Here is a 22,706-nt window from a genome sequence, read left to right on the forward strand (position 1 = left end):
TTTAGATTGGCGCGCGCCAATGGCAAATGAATTCGTCGCGCCACCCGACAATGGTCATAAAAGCTACATCAATCCATAACGCTATTTTTACATTCCGGCGGGCACCGTATGCAGGGCCGCGAAATGACGGCTGCGCCTGACAGGCGCGGCGTCAGAACGTATCGACGACGTCACTGGCCTTACTGACTGCAACCTGGAGCAAGGCATGACGCTGACATTGGGAACGACCCGTAATAATGCGCTGATCAGCGCGTGCCTGCCATGACCGTGCTGGTCACCGGCGCCGCCGGTTTCATCGGTTTTCATACGGTCAAGCGCTTGTGTGAGCAAGGTCTTGAAGTGGTCGGCATCGATAATCTCAACGACTACTACAGCGTGGAACTCAAACACGCCCGGCTCAAGGAGCTGCGTGCCTTGTCGGGCTTTCAGTTCCAGACGCTGGATATCGTCGACAAGCCTGCGCTATTGGCATTGTTCCAGAAGCACGACTTCACAGAAGTTATCCACCTGGCCGCCCAGGCCGGCGTTCGCTATTCGCTGGACAACCCGGACGTGTATGCGCAATCGAACCTGACGGGGTTTCTGAATGTGCTGGAAGCCTGCCGACACCATCGCCCCGAGCATCTGATCTATGCCTCGAGCAGCTCGGTGTACGGCACCAACAGCAAAATGCCGTTCTGCGTCGAAGATGCCGTCGATCATCCGGTTTCGCTGTACGCCGCGACCAAGCGCGCCAATGAGCTGATGGCCCACAGCTACTGCCATCTGTATGGAATCAAGGCCAGCGGCCTGCGCTTCTTTACCGTATACGGACCTTGGGGTCGCCCTGACATGGCGCTGTTCAAGTTCACCGAAGCGATCCTCAACGACAGGCCGATCGAACTCTACAACCAGGGCTTGATGTCGCGGGATTTCACCTACATCGATGACATCGTCGAAAGCATCGCGCGCCTGCGTCCGCGTCCGCCGTTGCCGGAGTCGGCTGGCGAGGGCATCAACCGGATTTTCAATATCGGACGCGGCATGCCTGTGGCACTGCTGGATTTCGTCGATTGTCTGGAGTCGGCCCTGGACCGGCAAGCCCGGCGCAATTTGCTGCCGATGCAGGCGGGCGATGTGCTCAAGACCTGGGCAGACGTGTCGGCATTGGCGCAATGGGTCGATTTTCTTCCGCAGGTGTCGGTCGAGACCGGCGTTGCGCAATTCGTGAAGTGGTATCGCCACTTTTATCAGATTTGAAACATTGGCCCTCGATCATGAAAAATCCAGGGAAACAGGGGCCTCTATGAGCCAAGACCTATTTGTATCGGTGCTGATTCCGGCCAAGAACGAAGCGAGCAATCTCACCACGCTGCTGGAAGAAATCCGCATCGCACTGGCGGATGAAGCGTACGAAGTCATCGTTGTCGACGATGGCAGCACTGACGCCACCTTGCAGGCATTGCGCGACACCCGGCACAGCGGCCTGAGCACGTTGCGCATCCTGCGGCATGAGCAATCGCTGGGGCAGAGCACTTCGCTCTACCACGCCGCGCTCGCCGCCCGGGGCCAATGGCTGGCCACCCTCGATGGCGACGGTCAAAACGACCCGGCGGACATCCCCGGCATGCTGGCACTGGTGCGCAGTGAGCGCGCAGGCGTCGACCTGCAATTGGTGGCCGGGCATCGGGTCAACCGCCGCGACACCGCGAGCAAGCGCTGGGCTTCGCGGTTTGCCAACGGCATACGCCGGCGCATGCTCAAGGACCAGACGCCGGACACTGGTTGCGGGCTGAAACTGATCCAGCGCGCGGCGTTTCTGCGTTTGCCGTATTTCGACCATATGCACCGCTACATTCCTGCGCTGATCCAGCGCCACAACGGCCGCATGATCACCCACCCGGTCAACCACCGATCGCGCACGGCCGGGGTTTCCAAGTACGGCAACATTGACCGTGCGCTGGTGGGTGTTCTCGACCTGATCGGTGTCTGGTGGCTGATCCGGCGCACGCGTCTGAATACCCAAGCGCAGGAGATCGAAGGATGAACCTGTCCCGCGAAACCCTGTGGCTGGTGGTCGGTTTCAGTGGCCAGATCGCCTTCACCGGTCGCTTCGTCCTGCAGTGGCTGTACAGCGAATACAAAAAACGCAGCGTGATCCCGGTGAGCTTCTGGTACCTGAGCATCATCGGCAGCACGCTGTTGTTCGCCTATGCGATTTACCGGCAGGACCCGGTGTTCATCGCCGGCCAGGCGTTCGGCTCCATCGTTTACTTGCGCAACCTGCAATTGATTGCCCGCAGCAAAACCGTGAAGGACTGACCCATGCGCCGAACCCTGTCACCCGGCGTCGAATGCCTGGGGCTGATGCTGCTTGCTCTGTTGTTGGTTGGCGCGGGACTGGGATTGCGCCAGCCGCAGAATGTCGATGAAGAACGCTTCCTCGGTGTGGCGCTGGAGATGCTGCACAACGGTTCGTGGTTGATTCCCCATCGCGCCGCGGAGATTTACGGCGATAAACCCCCAATATTCATGTGGACCGTGGCGTTTTTCACCTGGATCACCGGGATGCCCGCCATTGCCCTGTATATTCCGGGGCTGCTGTCCGCTACTTCGGTCACGGCCATGCTCTACGACCTGGGCCGCCGACTCTGGAACCGGCGAGCCGGTCGAACGGCGGCGCTGTTGTACCTGGCGACCTATCAGACGTACAGCATTCTGCGCACCGGCCAGATCGACAGTTTTCTGATTCTGTTCACCTCGCTGGGCCTGTATGGCCTGGCCCGTCATCTGCTGCTCGGGCCTGCCTGGCGCTGGTTTTACGCCGGATGCGGCGCCATGGGGATCGGCGTGATCACTAAAGGGGTCGGCTTCGTGCCGGCGTTGATGCTGATTCCGTATGCCTACGCGGTGCGCAAAGGCTGGCCCGGTGTGGTGGCGATGCCGGGCGAGGCGCGCAAATGGTGTATGGGTGTTGTGGTGGTGCTGGGCGCGGTTGCCATCTGGCTGCTGCCCTTGGCGCTGTCCATCGCGCTCAATGGCGGTGCTGACGAGATCGCCTATGCGCGGGAAATCCTGCTGCGCCAGACGGCGGGGCGCTATGCCGCAGCCTGGGACCATCGCGAGCCGTTCTGGTATTTCTTCATCAGCGTTATTCCGCAATATTGGCTGCCGTTGGTGCTCGCGTTGCCATGGCTGATTCCCGCCTGGGGCCGGCAATTGCGCAAGCGCGACGGTCGAGTGCTGGTGCTGCTGGGGTGGGTGCTGCTGGTCGTGCTTTTTTTCTGCCTGAGCAGCGGCAAGCGCAAGTTGTACATCTACCCGGCATTACCGGGGCTGGTGCTGATTGCCGCGCCGCTGATGCCGTGGCTGTTCAAGCGCTGGTTCCGTCGACGCCTGCTCGGCTGGCGGATCTTTCAGGGGGTGGCCGTGACCTGGTTTGCGCTGTGGTTCGCCCGCGGTTTCATCGAGCCGGTCAAGGACGGTGCCAATCCCCACGAGGCGTTGATGGCGCAGGCGGCTGCCATGACCCAGGGCGCCGACCTGGTGTTGGTCAATTGGCGTGAGGGCCATTGGTTGTTCGCAAGGCAGCCGATCGTGCATTTCGGAATGGCGGGTTCAACGGTCGAGCAGGCGGCGCGGTGGCTGCGCGAACATCCGCAGGCGTACGCATTGGTCCCGGATGATCAGCTCGCCCGGTGTTTCAATTCTCAGGCCGCCCGCGAGCTGGGTGAAACCTCCCGGGCGCAGTGGTCGATCGTCGGTGCCGACGCCGATAACGGCAATTGTCATCCCGGCCCGCCCGGCCATATCTATCGCTTCACCTGGGACCGTGCATCGCTATAATCGACCCCACGTTTTACATCTGTCACCACACGAGACTGCCATGACCATTTCCCTGTATGACGCTTCCGTTCCGGTTTTCAAACAAATGCTCACTGCCCTGAGCGATGTTCTGAACAAGGCCGAAGCCCACGCCACCGCCAAGAACATTGACCCAAATGCTTTCCTGCAAGCCCGTCTGTTCCCTGACATGTTCCCGCTGGTGCGTCAGGTGCAGATCGCGGTGGATTTCGCCAAGGGTGTTTCTTCGCGTCTGGCCGAGATCGAAGTGCCGAAGTACGACGACACTGAAACCACCTTCGCCGAGTTGCAAGCGCTGCTGACCAAGGTTCTGGGTTACATCGGTGAGATCAAGCCTGAGCAGATCAACGGCAAGGAAGGCATCGAGATCGTTACTCGTCCAGGCACGCCGAAAGAGAAGCGCTTCAGCGGCCAGGCTTACTTGCTGAGCTACGGCTTGCCGCAGTTCTTCTTCCACGTCACCACCGCTTATGCGCTGCTGCGCCACAACGGCGTGGAAGTGGGCAAGCGCGATTACATGGGCGCGTTCTAAACCGCCCGGGTACAAAAAAGCCCCCGCAGCCTCAGGTTGCGGGGGCTTTTTCATGTGTAGGCATTAGCGCATCACGCCAACTGCTGAACCTTCTCCTTCTCCCCCAAACAAGCCGCCGCCGTAAACAGCACATCAGTAGACGAATTCAACGCAGTCTCCGCCGAATCCTGCAACACCCCGATAATGAAACCGACCGCCACCACCTGCATGGCGATTTCACTGGGAATACCAAACAGACTGCACGCCAATGGAATCAGCAATAGCGAGCCACCCGCCACACCCGACGCACCGCAGGCACAAATCGCCGAAACGACGCTCAACAGAATGGCAGTCGGAATATCCACAGCGATACCCAGCGTATGCACAGCCGCCAGCGTCAACACGGTGATGGTGATCGCAGCACCCGCCATGTTGATGGTGGCGCCCAGCGGAATGGAAACCGAATAAGTGTCCTCGTGCAGCCCCAGACGCTTGCTCAGTTCCAGGTTGACCGGAATGTTCGCCGCCGAGCTGCGGGTAAAAAACGCCGTGATGCCGCTTTCACGCAGGCACATGAGCACCAGTGGATACGGGTTGCGACGCAGCTTCCAGAACACGATTACCGGGTTCATCACCAGCGCCACAAACAGCATGCAGCCCAGCAAAACCGCCAGCAGATGCGCGTAGCCGACCAAGGCACCAAAACCGGAAGTGGCAAGCGTCGATGCCACCAGGCCGAAAATCCCCAGCGGCGCGAAACGAATTACCAGGCGCACGATCAGGGTCACGCCGTTAGACAAATCGCCGAGCACTTCACGGGTGGTGTCGCCGGCATGGCGAATGGCAATGCCCATGCCAATGGCCCACGCCAGAATGCCGATGAAGTTGGCATTCATCAGCGCGCTGACCGGGTTGTCCACCACGCTCAGCAGCAGACTTTTCAGCACTTCACTGATACCGCCCGGCGCCGTCACCGCGACGTCGTGAGTGGCCAGCACCAGGCTCGACGGGAACATCATACTGGCCACGACCGCGACCACTGCGGCGGCGAACGTGCCGAGCAGGTACAGAAACAGAATCGGCCGGATGTGGGTTTCCTGGCCGTGCTTGTGGTTGGCGATCGACGCCATGACCAGCACGAACACCAGAATCGGCGCGACGGCTTTCAGCGCCGAGACGAACACTTTGCCGATAAACGCGGTGGACTTCGCCACCTCGGGCGCAACCAGCGCCAGGGCAATCCCGGCGAGCAGGCCGATGATGATTTGCGAAACCAGGCTCAAGCGTTTCAAGCGTTGCAGTAACGAAGGGGATGAAGCGGTCATAACGGCATCTCTGATTTTATTAGGTGCGGGGTTGTCGCGACATCGGGGCCATCAAATGGGCGATGATCAGGGTGTACGAATCGCAGGGCGCGGACTTTATCACAGCGTCGTCGTCATCCTTCAGACCTGTGACGATCTGCCGCCCGCCGGTTAAACGCGAATTGCAGGTTCGTGCAACCCCCTTCGGAAACACTCTGTTAACATTGCGCATCCTCATTTTCATCTCTGCCAGTGGGCCTTCGGGCTATCGCTGGTGTCGCCGTTTTCTGGAGTTCTGCATGCTGTTGCCCATCCTTCTGTTGTCCGCTGCCGGTTTTACGGTGCTGACCACGGAATTCGTCATCGTCGGCCTGTTGCCGGCGATTGCCCGAGACCTCGAAGTCACCATCCCGCAAGCGGGTTTGCTGGTGACCTTGTTCGCCTTCACCGTCGCCGCGTTCGGGCCATTCCTGACTGCGTACTTCGCCCGATTCGAACGGCGCAAGCTGTTCATCTCGGTGTTGATCATGTTCGGCCTGGCCAACACCCTCGCAGCGTTTGCGCCGAACATTTGGGTGATGGCCATTGCGCGGTTGATCCCCGCGCTCGGGCTGCCGGTGTTCTGGGCGCTGGCCAGTGAGACAGCGGTGGACATCGTCGGGCCGGATTACGCAGGACGCGCCATCGCCAAGATCGGTTTTGGCATCGTCTGCGCCACGGTGTTTGGGATTCCGGTCGGCACGCTGATTTCCGATGCATTCGGTTGGCGCAGTGCCTTCGGCATTCTGGCGGTCATCGCGTTTGCCAAGGCGTTGTTGCTGTTTATCTACTTGCCGAAAACCAGCCTGCACCAGCATCAGGTGAGTTTCCGTTCACAGTTCAAGATCCTGCGCAGTCCGCTGATGATTGGGCACGTGTTGCTGTCGATCCTGGTGTTCAGCGGCATGTTCACCGCTTACACCTACCTGGCTGACATCCTTGAGCGGTTGGCCGGTTTCAACGGCACGGTGGTGGGCTGGTGCCTGATGGGCTTCGGCGCAGTCGGCTTGATCGGCAACTCGTTGGGCGGTCGTGCGGTGGATCGTCATCCGCTGATCGCTTCCGTGACGTTCTGCGCCTTCATGATTGCCGGCATGGTGGCGCTGGTGCCGAACATTCATTCGCCACTGGGGCTGGCGGCCGCGATGGGGATCTGGGGCGTGACGCAGGCTGCGTTGTTCCTGGTCAGTCATGTGCGTTTGATGAAGGCAGCGCCTGAGGCGCCGGCCTTTGCCGCGTCGCTGAACATTGCCGGGGCCAACCTCGGGATCGGTTTGGGTGCGATGGTCGGCGGGCGCGTGATCGACAGCGTTGGCTTGGGCGGGCTTGGCTTTGCGGCGGCGGCTTTCATCCTGGCTTCGATTCTGCTGGCCATGGCGCTGATGACCTTCAAGCCCCGCGAAATCTGCGCCTGACACCTTACATCGCGGTGAACAGTTCGCGCCGGGCACCTTCGGTAATCGCAACGATGCCGGGGTGCTTGACCTTGCGTTCCACCGAAATGGCGTAGAACGATTCGGTCACGGCGTCGGTCTGGCCAATCAGTTCCACGCTGCATTGGCGTTTCACTTCATCGGCAATCACGCTCGGGCCGATGAAAATCCCGCTGCCGGATTGGCCAAACGCCTGCATCAGGGCGCTGTCATCGAACTCGCCGACGATCCGCGGCTGGATCTGTTGCTCGGCAAACCAGCGCTGCAAGCGGCTGCGCACAACGGTTTCCGGTCCCGGAATCAGCAGTGGCGCGCCGTGCAGGCTGCGGGGAAAGTCCCGACCGTACTGTGCCGCCAGTTCAGGGGTGGCGAAGAAGCTGATCCCGCATTCCCCGAGTTTCTGGCTGTAGCCCTTGATGTCCAGGTGCGACGGCATCGGGCTGTCGGAGATCACCAGGTCGAGGCGCTGAATCGCCAGGTCGGCGAGCAAGCGTTCGAGTTTGTCCTCGCGACAGGTGATACGCAGCGGCTCGCTCAACTCCATGGTTGGCGCAATCAGGCGATAAACGATGGATTTGGGCACAACGTCGGCCACGCCGACCCGAAACAGAATCTGCTGCTCGTTGGGTTGCGCCAGCAACATCAACTCCAGTTCGCCGCCGAGCTGAAACATCTGTTCGGCGTAGGGCAGGGCCTGACGCCCGGCTTCGGTGAGCTCCAACTGTCGGCCAACCCGGCGAAACAATTCGATGCCATACGTTTGTTCGAGCAAGGATATCTGCCCGCTGATGGTCTGCGGCGTCAGGTTCAGCTGCTCGCAGGCACGGACGATGCTGCCGGTCTTGGCCACCACCCAGAAATAATGCAGTTGTCGATAGTTGAGCATGGCGACCTACAGTTCGTTAAAATCGAAGTATAACCGCCAAAAATACGAATTTTCCTGAAGTGTTTGCCTCCCTAGAATGCCTCGCTATCAACGGGCCATCGTTTCGGCCTGTTCGGTTCTATCGAGGAAAGCATCATGAAGCTTAAAACCACGGCACTGCTGATCGCGTCTTTACTGGTATTGGCCGGTTGCGACCAGGCTGAAAAAAGCGCTCAGCAACTGATGGGCAAGGCTGCCGAATCCGCCAAGCAGGCGATTGACGACACCCACAAGGCCGCCGAGCAAGCGATCAGCGATGCCACCGGCGGGCTGATCAGCAAGAAAGAACCATCGGGCGACGACAAAGAGAAATCCGAATCTTCGTCCCAGGAAATCTAAACCGTCTTAAACGAGTCAGGACTGACCCATGGAATACCTTTTAGAACTTGCTGCAAGCCCCACCGCCTGGGTTGCCCTGGCTACGTTGGTGGTGATGGAAATCGTGCTCGGCATCGACAACCTGATCTTCATCTCGATCCTGACCAATAAACTGCCGGAGCAGCATCGGCAGAAAGCGCGGCGCATTGGTATCGGCATGGCGCTGATCCTGCGACTGGCACTGCTGAGCACCATTGCGTTCATCGTCCAGTTGACTGAGCCTGTGATCGAGATCCTCGGCCACGCGTTCTCCTGGAAAGACATGATCCTGATCGCCGGTGGCCTGTTCCTGTTGTGGAAAGCGACCACTGAAATCCACCACAGCATGGACCCTGCGCCGGATGATCCGAAGTCGGCCACCTCGACCGTGACCCTGGGCTTTGCCGCAGCGATCGGTCAGATCCTGATGCTGGACATGGTGTTCTCCATCGACAGCATCATTACCGCTGTCGGCATGACCGAGCATTTGCCGATCATGATCATCGCGGTGGTGGTGTCGGTGCTGGTGATGTTGCTCGCGGCGGACCCGTTGGCCAAGTTCATCAACGACAACCCGACGGTGGTGATGCTGGCGCTGGGCTTCCTGATCATGATCGGCATGACGTTGATCGCCGAAGGCTTCGGCGCCCACGTACCGAAAGGCTATGTCTACGCGGCCATGGCGTTCTCGGCCACGATCGAGGGCTTGAACATGATGTCCCGGCGGGCCAAGCAGAAGCGCATCGCCGCTGAAGCGTAACCTGCGATAAACAAAAGGCCGCCTGCGCTCGCAAGAGCTCAGGCGGCCTTTTTTGTTCGGGCCGTTTGAATGCGCGGGTCAATGTGCCGTCGCGTGGCGGGGAGCCGGTTTATCGGTCTTCGCTACCTGAAGGGGGTGGGCAGGGTGATGGTGCCGGCGCGTAATTCGCAGGACGCCCCACAACATGGCGGCGGCAACGGCCAGCCAGCCGGAAATCAACATGATTATGGTCATTGTCAGGCTCATCGGTGCCTCCTCTTTGCCCTGCTGCGGGCACACACTCTCTGCAAGTGACAGTCTAGTCGCTGCCATGTTTCAGGCTATTGACCAAAGGTCGCCTTCATCAACCAGTTCGCTCTATCGAATGCACTGAACTGCCGGTTAAGGCTATACCGCTGCTGCGTGGCGTCCTATGATCGACGGCCAGGCCGGGAGCAGAATGACGGCGATTGAACAACGGAGTGATGAGGGTGCGGGTAATGTCGCGAATTCGAATGGCAGCACTGATTGCCGGTTGTGTTGCGGGTCTGGCCGGCTGCGCGGGAAGCGTTGCGCCTGAGGTCAAGCGGCTGCCGGAACGGGTTGAGCTCAGCGGCACGTTCTACCGCGGGCAAGATTATCAATGCGGACCGCAGGTCCTGGCGAGCATGCTGTCGCAACAGGGCATTGTGATTACACCGGGTTTGCTCGAAAAACCCCTGCACGTACCGGGCGCCGAAGCGCAATTGCAACAGAACATGCAAAACCTCGCCCGCGAGTACGGCATGGTCGTTTATCCCCTCGACAGCCATTTGCCTGCGCTGCTGACCCAGGTCGCGGCAGGCTATCCGGTGATGGTGCGTTTCACCGAGGGCTCGGCCTTTTGGGCGGAACCGCGTTACGCGATTCTCGCCGGGTACAACCGTCAGAAGCGGACCGTCCTGCTGCGCGCCGGGATGAATCGTCGGGAATTGATGAGCTTCGGTTCGTTTGAGTCGGCTTTCAAGGACGCCGGCGGTTGGGCGGTGCTGATCCAGAAGCCGAACCAGATTCCGGCCAATGTCGATCAGCAACGCTGGTTAAAAGCGGCGAGTGACCTGGCTCAGGCCGGTCAGGAGCAAGCGGCGGCTCGTGCGAAGAAGGCACTGGGCGCTCAGTAATTTTCCGTTCGTCATCTGCATTGCACTGCAGCGCGCGGTTGGCCTCTGAGGAATAAGGGCCCGGATTTTTCCGGGCCAGTTCCAAGGAGGCATTCATGACAAATCCCACTGCACCCACCGGCCCGCACTCGTCTGAGCATTCATCAGGCGACGAATTGGGTTTTGACCCTGATTCGCCGGACCTCGCCGATCCGCAGGTCGATCCTGTCGGCCCGGCCAAGGCGCCCAAGGATGTAAAGCCTGGCGAGGATACCAAGGCCCCCGCGAAACCTTACGACCCGCTGGCAAATCTGAAACCCTGACGTTCAGTGCGAGGTGTATATGTCGACCGATTCGAGTTTTGACGACAAGCGTCCGGACAGTGTTCCCACCACCCCCGAAGACGACATTGATCCGGTGATGGACCCTGACAGCCCGATGCGCGACCCATTGGCCAGGCCTGTGGTGGTGCCGACCGAACATCCTCAGGGCAGAAGGGATCCGAGTGCCGGCGATGGCATTCCGGATGACGACCAGATGCCGCTGCCGAATGATTAACGCGGACGAAAAAAAGCCCCGACTGATCGGGGCTTTTGCTGTCAGCGTCGTTACTTCGAGGCTTCAACCACACCGCTCTGACGGTGCTTGAGGTTCTTTTCCGATTTGTATTGCAGGGCCACGGAAGGAACGTCTGCGCCCTTGCCGGTCTCGACCCAGTTGCGAATGCGACTGGCATCGGCAAAGTGCGTGTACTTGCCGAAGGCGTCGAGAATCACCAGCGCCACCGGACGATTGCCCATGCTGGTCACCAGCACGAGACAATGGCCGGCCTCGTTGGTGAAGCCGGTTTTCGTCAGCTTGATGTCCCAGTTCGGCTTGCCGACCAAATGGTCGGTATTGCGGAAGCCCAGGCTGTAGTTGGGTTTGCGGAACGAGACGGTTTTTTCCTTGGTGGTGCTCAACTCGGTCAATAACGGGTACTTGTGCGCGGCGATCAGCAATTTGCTCAGGTCGCGGGCGGTAGAGACGTTACGAGGGGAGAGGCCGGTTGGTTCGACGAAGTGGGTGCTGGTCATGCCCAACGCCTTGGCCTTGGCGTTCATCGCGGCAATGAATGCGACATAGCCGCCCGGATAGTGGTGGGCCAGGCTTGCGGCGGCGCGGTTTTCCGAGGACATCAGGGCGATCAGCAGCATTTCCCGGCGCGGCAATTCGCTTTTGAGTTTCACCCTGGAAAATACGCCTTTCATTTCTGGCGTATCGCTGATGTTGATATTGATGTACTCGTCCATGTTCTGCCTGGCTTCGACCACCACGAGACCGGTCATCAATTTGCTGACGGAGGCGATAGGGACAACCACATCGGGGTTGCTGGCATAGATGACTTTGTTGGTCTGCATATCCAGCAGCAACGAGCTGCCGGAAGCCAGCTTGAGTTGTTTCGTATCTCGAGGTGCCGCGGTGGTATCGGCAGCATTGACCGTTGGCGTGATGAACGTCCCTGTAATTGCAAAAAATAGGCTCAGGATGGAAAGACGGATTTTCACGCTGGCAGACTCATAAGGTGTGGATTTGCCGTTCTGTAACGGGCTGTTTCTTGAAAACCGACGCATTTTAGGAGTATGGCTGAAGAACTGTCGATGGTTGTTCAATCAACCGGTGAAAGTCCTTGAAACCCCCCACAAAACAGCGGGTTTCCGGCGAATGGTAGCGTTCATTCTCCGGGCAAAAAGAACCCCGCCATTGGCGGGGTTCTTTTGTTCATCGCTGATGCTCAAGCGTGAACTCAGCTGTGCAGGGTTTCTGCCGCGTACAGCGTGTTTTCCAGCAGGCAGGCGCGGGTCATCGGGCCCACGCCACCGGGTACTGGCGTGATCCAGCCAGCGCGGGGCAGGGCGGTTTCGTAGATGACGTCGCCGACCAGTTTGCCGTCTTCCTGACGGTTGATGCCGACGTCGATCACGATGGCCCCTTCCTTGATCCACTCACCCTTGACCAGGCCCGGTTTGCCGGCGGCGACAACCACCAGATCGGCGCGACCGACGTGGCCCGCCAGATCCTTGGTGAAACGGTGGGTGACAGTCACGGTGCAACCGGCCAGCAGCAATTCCATTGCCATCGGACGGCCAACAATGTTGGAGGCGCCGACAACCACGGCGTCCATCCCGTAAAGATCGGCACCGGTGCTTTCCAGCAGTGCCATGATCCCTTTTGGCGTGCACGGGCGCAGCAGCGGAATACGCTGGGCGAGGCGGCCGACGTTATAAGGATGGAAGCCGTCGACGTCTTTGTCTGGACGGATGCGCTCCAGCAATTTGGAAGCATCCAGGTGTTCAGGCAAAGGCAGCTGAAGCAGAACGCCGTCGATTGCCGGGTCGTCGTTCAGGCGATCGATCAGATCGGTCAGCGCTTCTTGAGTGGTTTCGGAAGGCAGGTCGTAGGCTTGGGAAATGAAGCCGACCTCTTCACAGTCTTTACGCTTGTGCGAGACATAAACCTGAGAGGCGGGATCGCTGCCGACCAGGATCACCGCGAGGCCCGGCGTGCGCAGGCCTTGCTGGCGACGCTCGGTAACGCGTTTGGCGATCTGCTGGCGCAGGCTGGCGGCGATCGATTTGCCGTCGATTAGTTGTGCAGTCATTGCGCGTGATTAACCATCGAGAGGGGAAAAAAAGAGAACGCATTCTCGCATGTCATGAGGTGAGGGCAAAGGCGCTTGGTCTGCAAATTCCCCTAACCCCTTTAATTAAATGAATTTTTTTTAAAAAGGATTTGACGACCCCCAGGGGGCTCTATACTATTCGTCGCACTTGTCGGGCACAGCCTAGCACTGGTTAAGAAGGCTGCGCAGAATTACGGTTCTGCAAAGCTGAAAAGCACTTAGTTTGTAGTCCTCCAAGAGTACAGATTAATAAGGCGCCCGTAGCTCAGCTGGATAGAGCATCCGCCTTCTAAGCGGATGGTCGCAGGTTCGAGTCCTGCCGGGTGCGCCATTAGGCAGCTTTGGCACAAGTAGCGCGATATGGTGGGCGTAGCTCAGTTGGTAGAGCACGGGATTGTGACTCCCGTTGTCGTGGGTTCGATCCCCATCGTCCACCCCATATTTCGAAAGGCGCCAGATTAACAGTCTGGCGCCTTTGCTTTAACGGCTATACGCGGATGTGGTGGAATTGGTAGACACACTGGATTTAGGTTCCAGCGCCGCGAGGCGTAAGAGTTCGAGTCTCTTCATCCGCACCAAATAAAGCTTCTCTCATGCCGGTTGGCCTGGTTGGAGCTCAACAAAGAAGTTGTTTGGCTTTTTTGTTACGCAATATGGTGGGCGTAGCTCAGTTGGTAGAGCACGGGATTGTGACTCCCGTTGTCGTGGGTTCGATCCCCATCGTCCACCCCATATTTCGAAAGGCGCCAGATTTAACAGTCTGGCGCCTTTTTTGTTTCAGTGTTTTGAGTATCGGCGGCTGCGGTTCCGGGTCGCAAGGGCAGGGCGTTTCGTCGTATTTATGTTTCTCGATGATGCCGCGTTGCCCGCCGGCCTTGCTTGCAGGGTTGGCTGTCAGGGGGATAATCGGCAACCGCTTCTATATATAGAAGGGTTGGCGCAGAGCCTTGGCGTGATGGGTTGTATTTGCCACCGGGGCGAGATGCATTCGTGCATTCGTCCCTCTAAATTGCCTGCTGCGTTTTTACCCGTTTTCAGTAGGGTGACTTCTTGAGTTTGACCTACTAGAATGCATGCCCTTGATTCTGGGGTCGGAAACGGCCGGCCAACGTCTGTGCAACGAGGAATATCCATGCAAGTTTCTGTTGAAAATACTTCTGCTCTTGAGCGCCGCATGAGCATCACCGTGCCGGCTGAGCGCATCGAGACTCAGGTCAACAAGCGTCTGCAGCAGACCGCCCAAAAGGCCAAGATCGCTGGTTTCCGTCCGGGCAAAGTGCCAATGAGCGAAATCAAGCGCCGTTTTGGTGCTGATGCGCGTCAGGAAGCTGTCGGCGACGTCATCCAGTCCTCGTTCTACGAAGCTGTTGTCGAGCAAAAGCTGAACCCGGCTGGCGCTCCTTCCATCGAGCCAAAATCCCTGGAAGCTGGCAAAGACCTGGAATACGTCGCGATTTTCGAAGTGTTCCCTGAGTTCACCGTTGCCGGTTTCGAAGGCATCACCGTAGAGCGCCTGAGCGCTGACGTGGCTGACGCTGACCTGGACAAAATGCTGGACGTCCTGCGCAAGCAGAACACCCGTTTCGAAGTGGCCGATCGCGCTGCCCAGAACGATGACCAGCTGAACATCGATTTCGTCGGCAAGGTAGACGGTGAAGTGTTCGCTGGCGGTTCCGCCAAAGGTACTCAGCTGGTCCTGGGTTCCGGCCGCATGATTCCTGGTTTCGAAGACGGTCTGGTTGGCGCTAAGGCCGGCGAAGAGCGCGTTCTGAACCTGACGTTCCCAGAGGACTATCAGAACCTCGACCTGGCGGGCAAAACCGCCGAGTTCACCGTGACCGTGAACACTGTTTCCGAGCCGAAACTGCCAGAACTGAACGAAGAATTCTTCGCTCAATTCGGCATCAAGGAAACCGGTCTGGAAGGCTTCCGCGCCGAAGTTCGCAAGAACATGGAGCGTGAACTGCGTCAGGCGATCAAATCCAAGGTCAAGAATCAGGTAATGGACGGTCTGCTGTCCACCAACCCGATTGAAGTGCCAAAGGCTCTGCTGTCCAACGAAGTTGACCGTCTGCGCGTGCAGGCTGTTCAGCAGTTCGGCGGCAACATCAAGCCGGACCAACTGCCGGCCGAGCTGTTTGAAGAACAAGCCAAGCGCCGCGTTGTACTGGGTCTGATCGTGGCTGAAGTGGTCAAGCAATTCGACCTCAAGCCTGACGAAGCCCGCGTTCGCGAAATGATTCAGGAAATGGCTTCGGCTTATCAAGAGCCTGAGCAGGTTGTGTCCTGGTACTACAAGAACGACCAGCAACTGAACGAAGTCCGTTCGGTTGTGCTGGAAGAACAAGTTGTGGATACTGTTCTGCAGAAAGCTAGCGTGACCGACAAATCGGTCTCTTACGAAGAAGCAGTCAAGCCGGTAGAAGCTCCACAAGCCGACTGATCGTTTTTGCGGTAGGAACTACACACCATAAGCCAGCCTTCGTGCTGGCTTATGCGTATTCAAGACATAACTATTTGGGAGTGACTGCAGAGCATGTTCCGTAATTCGTATATTCAGCAGAACTCTGATATCCAGGCCGCAGGCGGCCTGGTCCCGATGGTTGTCGAGCAGTCCGCTCGTGGCGAGCGCGCCTACGATATTTACTCGCGTCTTCTCAAGGAGCGAGTGATCTTTCTGGTTGGTCCGGTAGAGGACTACATGGCCAACCTGATTTGTGCGCAACTGCTGTTCCTTGAAGCGGAAAACCCGGACAAGGACATCCATCTCTATATCAACTCCCCGGGCGGTTCGGTGACGGCGGGCATGTCGATCTACGACACCATGCAGTTCATCAAGCCAAACGTGTCGACCACCTGTATCGGTCAAGCGTGCAGCATGGGCGCGTTCCTGCTGACGGCCGGTGCTCCGGGCAAGCGTTTCTGCCTGCCGAACTCGCGTGTGATGATTCACCAGCCACTGGGCGGTTTCCAGGGCCAGGCATCGGATATCGAAATCCATGCCAAGGAAATCCTCTTCATTCGCGAGCGTCTCAACACGCTGATGGCCAAGCATAGCGGGCGCACGCTCGAAGAAATCGAGCGCGATACCAACCGCGACAATTTCATGAGCGCAGAAGCCGCGCGTGAGTACGGCTTGATCGATGAAGTGATCACCCAGCGCCCCGCTTAAAATAAGCAGCTCAAAATAAGGTGGGTCGGCTGGTCCGATCACCAGCGGGCTTGAAAAAGCCCGCAATAGCCTTCATCTTGTGTTGCAAGCCTATCGGATTTGGATCGAACGAATGACTGACACCCGCAACGGCGAGGACAACGGCAAGCTGCTCTATTGCTCCTTCTGTGGCAAAAGCCAGCATGAAGTGCGCAAATTGATTGCCGGCCCCTCGGTCTTTATCTGCGACGAGTGCGTCGACCTGTGCAATGACATCATCCGAGAGGAGGTGCAGGAAGCCCAGGCTGAAAGCAGCGCGCATAAATTGCCTTCGCCTAAAGAAATCAGCGGCATCCTTGATCAGTACGTGATTGGTCAGGAGCGTGCGAAAAAGGTTCTGGCCGTAGCGGTGTACAACCACTACAAACGCCTGAACCAGCGTGACAAAAAGAATGACGACGTCGAACTCGGCAAAAGCAACATCTTGCTGATCGGCCCGACAGGCTCGGGTAAAACCCTGCTTGCCGAAACACTGGCCCGCTTGTTGAATGTTCCGTTCACCATCGCCGACGCAACCACCCTCACCGAGGCGGGTTACGTGGGTGAAGACGTCGAGAACATCATTCAGAAGCTGCTGCAGAAGTGCGATTACGACGTGGAAAAAGCCCAGATGGGCATTGTCTACATCGATGAGATCGACAAGATCTCGCGCAAGTCTGACAACCCGTCGATCACCCGGGACGTTTCCGGTGAAGGCGTGCAGCAGGCCCTGCTCAAGTTGATCGAAGGCACGGTTGCTTCTGTTCCGCCCCAAGGTGGTCGCAAGCATCCGCAGCAGGAATTCCTTCAGGTCGACACCCGTAACATCCTGTTCATCTGTGGCGGTGCGTTCTCCGGTCTGGAAAAGGTTATTCAAAACCGTTCCACCAAGGGCGGCATCGGTTTCAACGCAGAAGTGCGCAGCAAGGAAGAAGGCAAGAAAGTCGGTGAATCCCTGCGTGAAGTCGAGCCTGACGATCTGGTCAAGTTCGGTCTGATCCCGGAATTCGTCGGTCGTCTGCCGGTCCTTGCCACGCTGGACGAGCTGGATGAAGCTGCATTGATGCAGATCCTCACCGAGCCGAAAAATGCTCTGACCAAGCAGTACGCCAAGTTGTTCGAGATGGAAGGTGTGGACCTGGAATTCCGGGCCGACGCACTGAAATCGGTCGCCAAACGTGCCCTGGAACGCAAAACCGGTGCCCGTGGACTGCGTTCGATTCTCGAAGGTGTATTGCTCGACACTATGTATGAAATCCCCTCGCAGTCCGAGGTGAGTAAAGTAGTGATCGATGAAAGCGTTATAGAAGGCAAGTCCAAGCCACTGTATATCTACGAAAACAGTGAGCCGGCTGCCAAGGCCGCGCCAGACGCTTAAGCGTCACGCAGCTGGAATAAAGAAGGGGCCTTCGGGCCCCTTTGCTTTTTGCGCGTTTTAACCCTGTCTTTGCGCTTGTTTTTTTTGAAGGCAGCCCCCATCTTGGTTTCAAGCTTACTTCCATCTGTTTACGGCCTTATGGCCGCCGTAGAGGCGAAATCATGAAGACAACCATCGAATTGCCTCTCCTGCCATTGCGTGATGTTGTGGTTTATCCGCACATGGTTATCCCGCTGTTCGTGGGGCGCGAGAAATCCATCGAAGCCCTCGAGGCTGCGATGACGGGCGACAAGCAGATCCTTCTGCTGGCTCAGAGAAATCCTGCTGACGATGATCCCGGTGAAGATGCACTCTATCGCGTAGGTACGATTGCTACCGTTCTGCAGCTGCTCAAGCTGCCTGACGGCACGGTCAAGGTTCTGGTCGAAGGTGAGCAGCGGGGCGCTGTGGAGCGCTTCAGCGAAGTGGACGGCCACTGCCGTGCCGAAGTCTCATTGATCGACGAAGTCGACGCGCCTGAACGCGAGTCGGAAGTGTTTGTCCGCAGCCTGCTGGCTCAGTTCGAACAATATGTGCAGCTGGGCAAGAAAGTCCCCGCTGAGGTCCTGTCGTCGCTCAACAGCATCGACGAACCAGGCCGCCTGGTCGACACCATGGCCGCACATATGGCCCTGAAAATCGAGCAGAAGCAGGAAATCCTCGAAATCATCGATTTGTCGGCCCGGGTCGAGCACGTCCTGGCGTTGCTGGATGCCGAGATCGATCTGCTGCAAGTCGAAAAACGCATTCGCGGCCGCGTCAAAAAACAAATGGAGCGCAGCCAGCGCGAGTACTACCTGAATGAGCAGATGAAGGCCATTCAGAAAGAACTCGGCGACAGCGACGAAGGCCACAACGAAATCGAAGAGCTGAAAAAGCGCATCGATGCTGCTGGCCTGCCGAAAGATGCCCTGGCCAAGGCCCAGGGCGAACTGAACAAGCTGAAACAGATGTCGCCAATGTCCGCGGAAGCCACCGTGGTGCGTTCGTATATCGACTGGCTGGTTCAGGTGCCGTGGAAGGCGCAGAGCAAAGTGCGCCTGGACCTGGCACGTGCAGAAGACATCCTCGACGCGGACCACTACGGTCTGGAAGAAGTCAAAGAGCGGATCCTCGAGTACCTCGCCGTGCAAAAGCGCGTGAAGAAGATTCGGGGTCCTGTGTTGTGCCTGGTCGGTCCTCCTGGTGTGGGTAAAACCTCCCTGGCGGAGTCGATTGCCCACGCGACCAACCGCAAATTCGTACGCATGGCCCTCGGCGGTGTGCGCGATGAAGCGGAAATCCGTGGTCATCGCCGGACTTATATCGGTTCGATGCCAGGAAGATTGATTCAAAAAATGACAAAAGTGGGCGTCCGCAACCCGCTGTTCCTGCTCGATGAAATCGACAAAATGGGCAGCGACATGCGCGGGGATCCTGCGTCGGCGTTGCTGGAAGTGCTCGATCCGGAGCAGAACCACAACTTCAACGATCACTATCTGGAAGTCGACTACGACCTGTCCGATGTGATGTTCCTGTGCACCTCGAACTCCATGAACATTCCGCCGGCGCTGCTCGACCGGATGGAAGTGATTCGTCTGCCGGGCTACACCGAAGACGAAAAGATCAACATCGCCGTCAAATACCTTTCGCCGAAGCAGATCACGGCCAACGGTCTGAAGAAAGGCGAGCTGGAATTCGACGCCGAAGCGATCCGCGACATCATCCGCTACTACACCCGCGAAGCCGGTGTACGTGGGCTGGAGCGCCAGATTGCCAAGGTTTGCCGCAAGGCGGTCAAAGAGCATGCGCTGGAAAAACGCTTCTCGGTGAAGGTCACTGCCGACATGCTGGAACACTTCCTTGGCGTGCGCAAATTCCGCTATGGCCTGGCTGAATCGCAGGATCAGATCGGTCAAGTGACCGGGCTGGCATGGACTCAAGTGGGCGGCGAGTTGCTGACCATCGAAGCCGCTGTGGTACCAGGCAAAGGGCAACTGATCAAGACCGGTTCGCTGGGTGACGTGATGGTCGAATCGATCACTGCCGCGTTGACCGTTGTCCGCAGCCGCGCGAAGAGCCTGGGGATTCCCCTGGACTTCCACGAGAAGCGCGACACGCACATCCACATGCCGGAAGGGGCCACCCCGAAGGATGGCCCTAGCGCCGGTGTAGGCATGTGCACGGCCCTGGTGTCGGCATTGACCGGCATTCCGGTGCGTGCTGACGTGGCCATGACGGGTGAAATCACCCTGCGCGGTCAAGTGCTGGCGATTGGTGGTCTGAAAGAAAAACTGCTTGCGGCTCACCGTGGCGGGATCAAGACGGTGATCATTCCTGAAGAGAACGTACGCGATCTGAAGGAAATTCCTGACAATATCAAGCAAGATCTGCAGATTAAACCGGTTAAATGGATTGACGAGGTCCTGCAAATTGCGCTGCAATACGCGCCGGAGCCCTTGCCCGATGTAGCTCCGGAGATAGTTGCAAAGGATGAAAAACGCGAGTCTGACTCTAAGGAAAGAATTAGCACGCATTAGTACGCATTTGCCTGGGGGGCTTGTTGACAGCTTTTTAGAGCCCTTGTTATAAAGCGGCTCTTAAGTGTCTGTAGGCCATTCAGCACTCGTTTTTGCTTTCACCAAAAAACTTAGAATCATACTCAAATAGATATAAGGGGACTTAGAGTGAACAAGTCGGAACTGATTGATGCTATCGCTGCATCCGCTGATATCCCGAAAGCTGCTGCTGGCCGTGCGCTGGACGCTGTAATCGAATCCGTCACTGGCGCTCTCAAGGCTGGCGACTCTGTTGTTCTGGTTGGTTTCGGTACTTTCTCCGTGACTGATCGTCCAGCTCGCATTGGTCGTAACCCACAGACCGGTAAGACACTGGAAATCGCAGCAGCCAAAAAACCAGGTTTCAAAGCCGGTAAAGCACTGAAAGAAGCTGTCAACTAAGTTCGATTCAGGTTTTTGCCTATCCGGGTCGGGGTCATGCCTGACCTGGCAGCGGAGCGGTAGTCCAGTCGGCGAGTCGCCGGTCCGAGACGCCGAGGGTCGCAAGTTCGAACCCTTGGTCCGTTCCGCCAGTTACGAGAAGGCGCATCCTCGGATGCGCCTTTCTTCTATCCGGATTCTACCCACGCTCCACGGTTGCCTAATTTTGAAGTTCAACCGTTTCTGGGGGACGCATGCTGCAGAATATCAGGGACAATTCACAAGGCTGGATTGCCAAGACCATTATCGGGGTCATCGTTGCACTGATGGCTTTGACCGGTTTCGACGCCATTTTTCAGGCCACTACCCATCGTAACGATGCGGCCAAGGTCAACGGCGAGGAAATCAGCCAGAACGAGCTGAGCCAGGCGGTCGATATGCAACGCCGTCAGCTCATGCAACAGCTGGGCAAGGATTTCGATGCTTCCTTGCTCGACGAAAAAATGCTGCGCGAATCGGCCCTCAAAGGCTTGATCGACCGCAAACTGCTGCTGCAAGGCGCAGAAAACTCGAAATTCGCTTTTTCCGAAGCGGCTTTGGACCAAGTGATCCTGCAAACCCCTGAGTTCCAGGTGGACGGCAAGTTCAGCTCCGAGCGTTTCGATCAGGTTATTCGTCAGCTCGGCTACAGCCGCATGCAATTCCGCCAGATGCTGGCTCAGGAAATGCTGATCGGTCAGCTGCGCGCGGGTCTGGCAGGTAGCGGTTTCGTCACCGACGCACAGGTTCTGGCCTTCGCCCGTCTGGAAAAACAGACCCGCGATTTCGCGACCCTGAACGTCAAGGCTGACCCGGCGGCTGTGAAGCTGACCGACGATGAGGTCAAGGCCTATTACGACGAACACGCCAAGGAGTTCATGACGCCGGATCAGGTGATCATTGATTACCTCGAGTTGAAGAAGTCTTCCTTCTTCGATCAGGTCACCGTCAAGGACGAAGACCTGCAGGCGGCGTATCAGAAAGAAATCGCGAACCTGTCCGAGCAACGCCGGGCGGCGCACATTCTGATCGAAGTGAACGATAAGGTGACCGAGGCGCAAGCCAAGGCCAAAATCGAAGAAGTCCAGGCCCGTCTGGCCAAAGGCGAGAAGTTCGAAGCCCTGGCCAAGGAGTTCTCCCAGGACCCGGGTTCGGCGAACAACGGTGGTGACCTCGGCTACGCAGGTCCTGGTGTCTACGATCCGGCCTTCGAAACAGCGCTGTACGCGTTGGCCAAGGATCAGGTTTCGGCACCGGTCCGCACTGATTTCGGTTTCCACCTGATCAAGCTGTTGGGCGTCGAGGCTCCGGAAGTTCCGACCCTCGCCAGCCTGAAAGACAAGCTGACACGTGAACTGAAAACCCAGCAGGTCGAGCAGCGTTTCGTCGAGGCGACCAAGCAGCTGGAAGACTCGTCGTTTGAGTCCTCCGATCTGGCTCAGCCGGCACAGGACCTGAAACTGACCATTCACACCTCCAAGCCGTTCGGCCGGGAAGGTGGCGAAGGCGTTACAGCCAACCGTGCGGTGATCACTGCCGCGTTCAGTCCTGAAGTGCTGGATGAGGGTGCCAACAGCACCGCCATCGAACTCGATCCGGAAACCGTGATCGTGTTGCGCGCCAAGGAGCACTTGAAGCCTGCGCAATTGCCGCTGGAAAGCGTGTCTGCCGCCATCCGAGGGCAATTGGCCAAGGAGCACGCCAGTGCTGCCGCCAAGACCAAGGCTGACGAGCTGATCGCCAGCCTGCGCGAAGGCAAGGCGCCACTGGACAAGGCGATTGAGGGTCAGAGCTGGAAAGTCACCGCAGCAGCGACACGCGCTCAGGAAGGGATCGACCCGACTGTGCTGCAAGCGCTGTTCCGCATGCCTAAACCAGCCGCCAAAGACAAGCCGACCTTCGGCAGCGTGACCCTGGCCGATGGTAGCCTGGTGATCGTGCGCCTGAACGGCGTCAATGAAGCCGCTGCGCCGACCGAAGAAGAGAAGGCTCAATACCGTCGCTTCCTCGCCTCGCGCATTGGCCAGCAAGACTTTGCGGCTTACCGCAAGCAGCTGGAAGCCGAAGCGGACATCAAGCGTTTCTGATGCCTGACTGAGTTTCCCGCGCAACACAAAGACCCCGGCCGAAAATCCGGGGTTTTTTGTGGGTGACGGAAAAGTGGGCAGACGCTCCCCGTCGCCTGGTTTT

The 22,706-nt window shown here is 58.0% G+C and carries 21 protein-coding genes, 4 tRNA genes and 1 pseudogene; 21 read left to right on the plus strand and 5 right to left on the minus strand.

Going from position 1 to position 22,706, the window contains the following annotated elements:
- The first annotated feature begins 261 nt into the window (after nt 1-261).
- From ACM6IQ_RS10245 to ACM6IQ_RS10265, 5 genes are read left to right on the plus strand one after another with little or no spacing between them, the layout of a single operon-like run.
- Entirely contained in the window at nt 262-1,239 is a 978-nt protein-coding gene (locus tag ACM6IQ_RS10245; RefSeq protein ID WP_017337568.1) for an NAD-dependent epimerase, read from the plus strand.
- A 46-nt stretch (nt 1,240-1,285) separates the two neighbouring features.
- Nucleotides 1,286-2,026, plus strand: a complete 741-nt coding sequence (locus tag ACM6IQ_RS10250) for a glycosyltransferase family 2 protein (RefSeq protein ID WP_414878655.1) — start codon at nt 1,286-1,288, stop codon at nt 2,024-2,026.
- Nucleotides 2,023-2,301: a lipid-A-disaccharide synthase N-terminal domain-containing protein gene (locus ACM6IQ_RS10255; RefSeq protein ID WP_017337570.1), complete on the plus strand. Its 279-nt coding sequence runs from the start codon at nt 2,023-2,025 to the stop codon at nt 2,299-2,301. Before ACM6IQ_RS10250 ends, ACM6IQ_RS10255 begins: the two co-directional genes overlap by 4 nt.
- Nucleotides 2,302-2,304: 3 nt before the next feature.
- Nucleotides 2,305-3,825: an ArnT family glycosyltransferase gene (locus ACM6IQ_RS10260; protein WP_414878656.1), complete on the plus strand. Its 1,521-nt coding sequence runs from the start codon at nt 2,305-2,307 to the stop codon at nt 3,823-3,825.
- A gap of 40 nt (nt 3,826-3,865) precedes the next feature.
- Nucleotides 3,866-4,375 carry a DUF1993 domain-containing protein gene (locus ACM6IQ_RS10265; RefSeq protein WP_414878657.1) on the plus strand — a complete coding sequence of 170 codons (510 nt, stop codon included), beginning with the start codon at nt 3,866-3,868 and terminating at the stop codon, nt 4,373-4,375.
- Between the two features lie 71 nt (nt 4,376-4,446).
- Here ACM6IQ_RS10265 and sstT read toward each other — a convergent pair whose 3' ends face one another.
- Complete coding sequence (gene sstT, locus ACM6IQ_RS10270; RefSeq protein WP_414878658.1) at nt 4,447-5,679, minus strand: serine/threonine transporter SstT; 1,233 nt, start codon at nt 5,677-5,679, stop codon at nt 4,447-4,449.
- A 278-nt stretch (nt 5,680-5,957) separates the two neighbouring features.
- On the opposite strand from sstT, the gene ACM6IQ_RS10275 reads away from it, so the two are divergent.
- Nucleotides 5,958-7,112, plus strand: a complete 1,155-nt coding sequence (locus tag ACM6IQ_RS10275; protein ID WP_414878659.1) for an MFS transporter — start codon at nt 5,958-5,960, stop codon at nt 7,110-7,112.
- 4 nt (nt 7,113-7,116) lie between these two features.
- Here the strand turns inward: ACM6IQ_RS10275 and nhaR are convergent, their stop codons facing one another.
- A complete protein-coding gene (gene nhaR / locus ACM6IQ_RS10280; protein WP_414878660.1) occupies nt 7,117-8,016 on the minus strand; it encodes a transcriptional activator NhaR in 900 nt (299 codons plus the stop codon).
- A gap of 135 nt (nt 8,017-8,151) precedes the next feature.
- Between nhaR and ACM6IQ_RS10285 the strand changes: the two genes are divergently transcribed.
- Nucleotides 8,152-8,394, plus strand: coding sequence for a hypothetical protein (locus tag ACM6IQ_RS10285; protein WP_017337576.1), 243 nt, complete (start codon nt 8,152-8,154; stop codon nt 8,392-8,394).
- A gap of 28 nt (nt 8,395-8,422) precedes the next feature.
- Nucleotides 8,423-9,172, plus strand: coding sequence for a TerC family protein (locus ACM6IQ_RS10290; RefSeq protein ID WP_017337577.1), 750 nt, complete (start codon nt 8,423-8,425; stop codon nt 9,170-9,172).
- 78 nt (nt 9,173-9,250) lie between these two features.
- Here the strand turns inward: ACM6IQ_RS10290 and ACM6IQ_RS10295 are convergent, their stop codons facing one another.
- On the minus strand, nt 9,251-9,418 hold the full coding sequence (locus tag ACM6IQ_RS10295) for a hypothetical protein (protein WP_017337578.1): 168 nt from the start codon (nt 9,416-9,418) through the stop codon (nt 9,251-9,253).
- A 166-nt stretch (nt 9,419-9,584) separates the two neighbouring features.
- On the opposite strand from ACM6IQ_RS10295, the pseudogene ACM6IQ_RS10300 reads away from it, so the two are divergent.
- The 3 genes and pseudogenes from ACM6IQ_RS10300 to ACM6IQ_RS10310 all read left to right on the plus strand — a co-directional run bounded on the left by ACM6IQ_RS10300 (nt 9,585) and on the right by ACM6IQ_RS10310 (nt 10,848).
- Nucleotides 9,585-10,311 (plus strand): annotated as a pseudogene (locus ACM6IQ_RS10300) (peptidase C39 family protein).
- Nucleotides 10,312-10,406: 95 nt separating this feature from the next.
- A complete protein-coding gene (locus ACM6IQ_RS10305) occupies nt 10,407-10,613 on the plus strand; it encodes a DUF6021 family protein (RefSeq protein ID WP_017337580.1) in 207 nt (68 codons plus the stop codon).
- 19 nt (nt 10,614-10,632) lie between these two features.
- Complete coding sequence (locus tag ACM6IQ_RS10310) at nt 10,633-10,848, plus strand: hypothetical protein (RefSeq protein WP_017337581.1); 216 nt, start codon at nt 10,633-10,635, stop codon at nt 10,846-10,848.
- A 50-nt stretch (nt 10,849-10,898) separates the two neighbouring features.
- Here ACM6IQ_RS10310 and pbpG read toward each other — a convergent pair whose 3' ends face one another.
- Entirely contained in the window at nt 10,899-11,837 is a 939-nt protein-coding gene (pbpG, locus tag ACM6IQ_RS10315) for a D-alanyl-D-alanine endopeptidase (protein WP_017337582.1), read from the minus strand.
- A gap of 239 nt (nt 11,838-12,076) precedes the next feature.
- The gene (gene folD / locus ACM6IQ_RS10320) at nt 12,077-12,931 is read right to left on the minus strand and encodes a bifunctional methylenetetrahydrofolate dehydrogenase/methenyltetrahydrofolate cyclohydrolase FolD (RefSeq protein WP_414878661.1); all 855 of its coding nucleotides are present in this window, start codon (nt 12,929-12,931) and stop codon (nt 12,077-12,079) included.
- Nucleotides 12,932-13,206: 275 nt separating this feature from the next.
- On the opposite strand from folD, the gene ACM6IQ_RS10325 reads away from it, so the two are divergent.
- From ACM6IQ_RS10325 to ACM6IQ_RS10370, 10 genes are all read left to right on the plus strand, one after another.
- Nucleotides 13,207-13,283 (plus strand) — tRNA-Arg (locus ACM6IQ_RS10325).
- A gap of 32 nt (nt 13,284-13,315) precedes the next feature.
- Nucleotides 13,316-13,391: transfer RNA gene (locus ACM6IQ_RS10330), tRNA-His, on the plus strand.
- A gap of 54 nt (nt 13,392-13,445) precedes the next feature.
- Nucleotides 13,446-13,530 (plus strand) — tRNA-Leu (locus ACM6IQ_RS10335).
- A 78-nt stretch (nt 13,531-13,608) separates the two neighbouring features.
- A tRNA-His gene (locus ACM6IQ_RS10340) sits at nt 13,609-13,684 on the plus strand.
- 400 nt (nt 13,685-14,084) lie between these two features.
- Nucleotides 14,085-15,395 (plus strand): trigger factor, encoded by a 1,311-nt coding sequence (gene tig, locus ACM6IQ_RS10345; protein ID WP_017339699.1) that lies wholly within the window; start codon nt 14,085-14,087, stop codon nt 15,393-15,395.
- Nucleotides 15,396-15,488: 93 nt separating this feature from the next.
- Complete coding sequence (clpP, locus tag ACM6IQ_RS10350) at nt 15,489-16,124, plus strand: ATP-dependent Clp endopeptidase proteolytic subunit ClpP (RefSeq protein WP_017339698.1); 636 nt, start codon at nt 15,489-15,491, stop codon at nt 16,122-16,124.
- 112 nt (nt 16,125-16,236) lie between these two features.
- The gene (gene clpX, locus ACM6IQ_RS10355) at nt 16,237-17,520 is read left to right on the plus strand and encodes an ATP-dependent Clp protease ATP-binding subunit ClpX (RefSeq protein ID WP_007946893.1); all 1,284 of its coding nucleotides are present in this window, start codon (nt 16,237-16,239) and stop codon (nt 17,518-17,520) included.
- A 161-nt stretch (nt 17,521-17,681) separates the two neighbouring features.
- Nucleotides 17,682-20,078, plus strand: coding sequence for an endopeptidase La (lon, locus tag ACM6IQ_RS10360; RefSeq protein ID WP_052909694.1), 2,397 nt, complete (start codon nt 17,682-17,684; stop codon nt 20,076-20,078).
- Between the two features lie 147 nt (nt 20,079-20,225).
- Nucleotides 20,226-20,498 carry an HU family DNA-binding protein gene (locus ACM6IQ_RS10365; protein WP_002552737.1) on the plus strand — a complete coding sequence of 91 codons (273 nt, stop codon included), beginning with the start codon at nt 20,226-20,228 and terminating at the stop codon, nt 20,496-20,498.
- A 233-nt stretch (nt 20,499-20,731) separates the two neighbouring features.
- On the plus strand, nt 20,732-22,603 hold the full coding sequence (locus tag ACM6IQ_RS10370) for a SurA N-terminal domain-containing protein (RefSeq protein WP_017339695.1): 1,872 nt from the start codon (nt 20,732-20,734) through the stop codon (nt 22,601-22,603).
- Nucleotides 22,604-22,706 lie beyond the last annotated feature (103 nt).

Origin of the sequence: Pseudomonas sp. IT-P100 (genome assembly GCF_949767185.1) — a bacterium.
GTDB classification, from domain to species: domain Bacteria; phylum Pseudomonadota; class Gammaproteobacteria; order Pseudomonadales; family Pseudomonadaceae; genus Aquipseudomonas; species Aquipseudomonas fluorescens_B.

Bases quoted from the DNA above. Each gene is read 5' to 3' on its own strand.
- ACM6IQ_RS10245 (WP_017337568.1), top strand. From the start codon at position 262: ATGACCGTGCTGGTCACCGGCGCCGCCGGTTTCATCGGTTTTCATACG.
- ACM6IQ_RS10250 (WP_414878655.1), top strand. From the start codon at position 1,286: ATGAGCCAAGACCTATTTGTATCGGTGCTGATTCCGGCCAAGAACGAA.
- ACM6IQ_RS10255 (WP_017337570.1), top strand. From the start codon at position 2,023: ATGAACCTGTCCCGCGAAACCCTGTGGCTGGTGGTCGGTTTCAGTGGC.
- ACM6IQ_RS10260 (WP_414878656.1), top strand. From the start codon at position 2,305: ATGCGCCGAACCCTGTCACCCGGCGTCGAATGCCTGGGGCTGATGCTG.
- ACM6IQ_RS10265 (WP_414878657.1), top strand. From the start codon at position 3,866: ATGACCATTTCCCTGTATGACGCTTCCGTTCCGGTTTTCAAACAAATG.
- sstT (WP_414878658.1), bottom strand. From the start codon at position 5,679: ATGACCGCTTCATCCCCTTCGTTACTGCAACGCTTGAAACGCTTGAGC.
- ACM6IQ_RS10275 (WP_414878659.1), top strand. From the start codon at position 5,958: ATGCTGTTGCCCATCCTTCTGTTGTCCGCTGCCGGTTTTACGGTGCTG.
- nhaR (WP_414878660.1), bottom strand. From the start codon at position 8,016: ATGCTCAACTATCGACAACTGCATTATTTCTGGGTGGTGGCCAAGACC.
- ACM6IQ_RS10285 (WP_017337576.1), top strand. From the start codon at position 8,152: ATGAAGCTTAAAACCACGGCACTGCTGATCGCGTCTTTACTGGTATTG.
- ACM6IQ_RS10290 (WP_017337577.1), top strand. From the start codon at position 8,423: ATGGAATACCTTTTAGAACTTGCTGCAAGCCCCACCGCCTGGGTTGCC.
- ACM6IQ_RS10295 (WP_017337578.1), bottom strand. From the start codon at position 9,418: ATGAGCCTGACAATGACCATAATCATGTTGATTTCCGGCTGGCTGGCC.
- ACM6IQ_RS10305 (WP_017337580.1), top strand. From the start codon at position 10,407: ATGACAAATCCCACTGCACCCACCGGCCCGCACTCGTCTGAGCATTCA.
- ACM6IQ_RS10310 (WP_017337581.1), top strand. From the start codon at position 10,633: ATGTCGACCGATTCGAGTTTTGACGACAAGCGTCCGGACAGTGTTCCC.
- folD (WP_414878661.1), bottom strand. From the start codon at position 12,931: ATGACTGCACAACTAATCGACGGCAAATCGATCGCCGCCAGCCTGCGC.
- tig (WP_017339699.1), top strand. From the start codon at position 14,085: ATGCAAGTTTCTGTTGAAAATACTTCTGCTCTTGAGCGCCGCATGAGC.
- clpP (WP_017339698.1), top strand. From the start codon at position 15,489: ATGTTCCGTAATTCGTATATTCAGCAGAACTCTGATATCCAGGCCGCA.
- clpX (WP_007946893.1), top strand. From the start codon at position 16,237: ATGACTGACACCCGCAACGGCGAGGACAACGGCAAGCTGCTCTATTGC.
- lon (WP_052909694.1), top strand. From the start codon at position 17,682: ATGAAGACAACCATCGAATTGCCTCTCCTGCCATTGCGTGATGTTGTG.
- ACM6IQ_RS10370 (WP_017339695.1), top strand. From the start codon at position 20,732: ATGCTGCAGAATATCAGGGACAATTCACAAGGCTGGATTGCCAAGACC.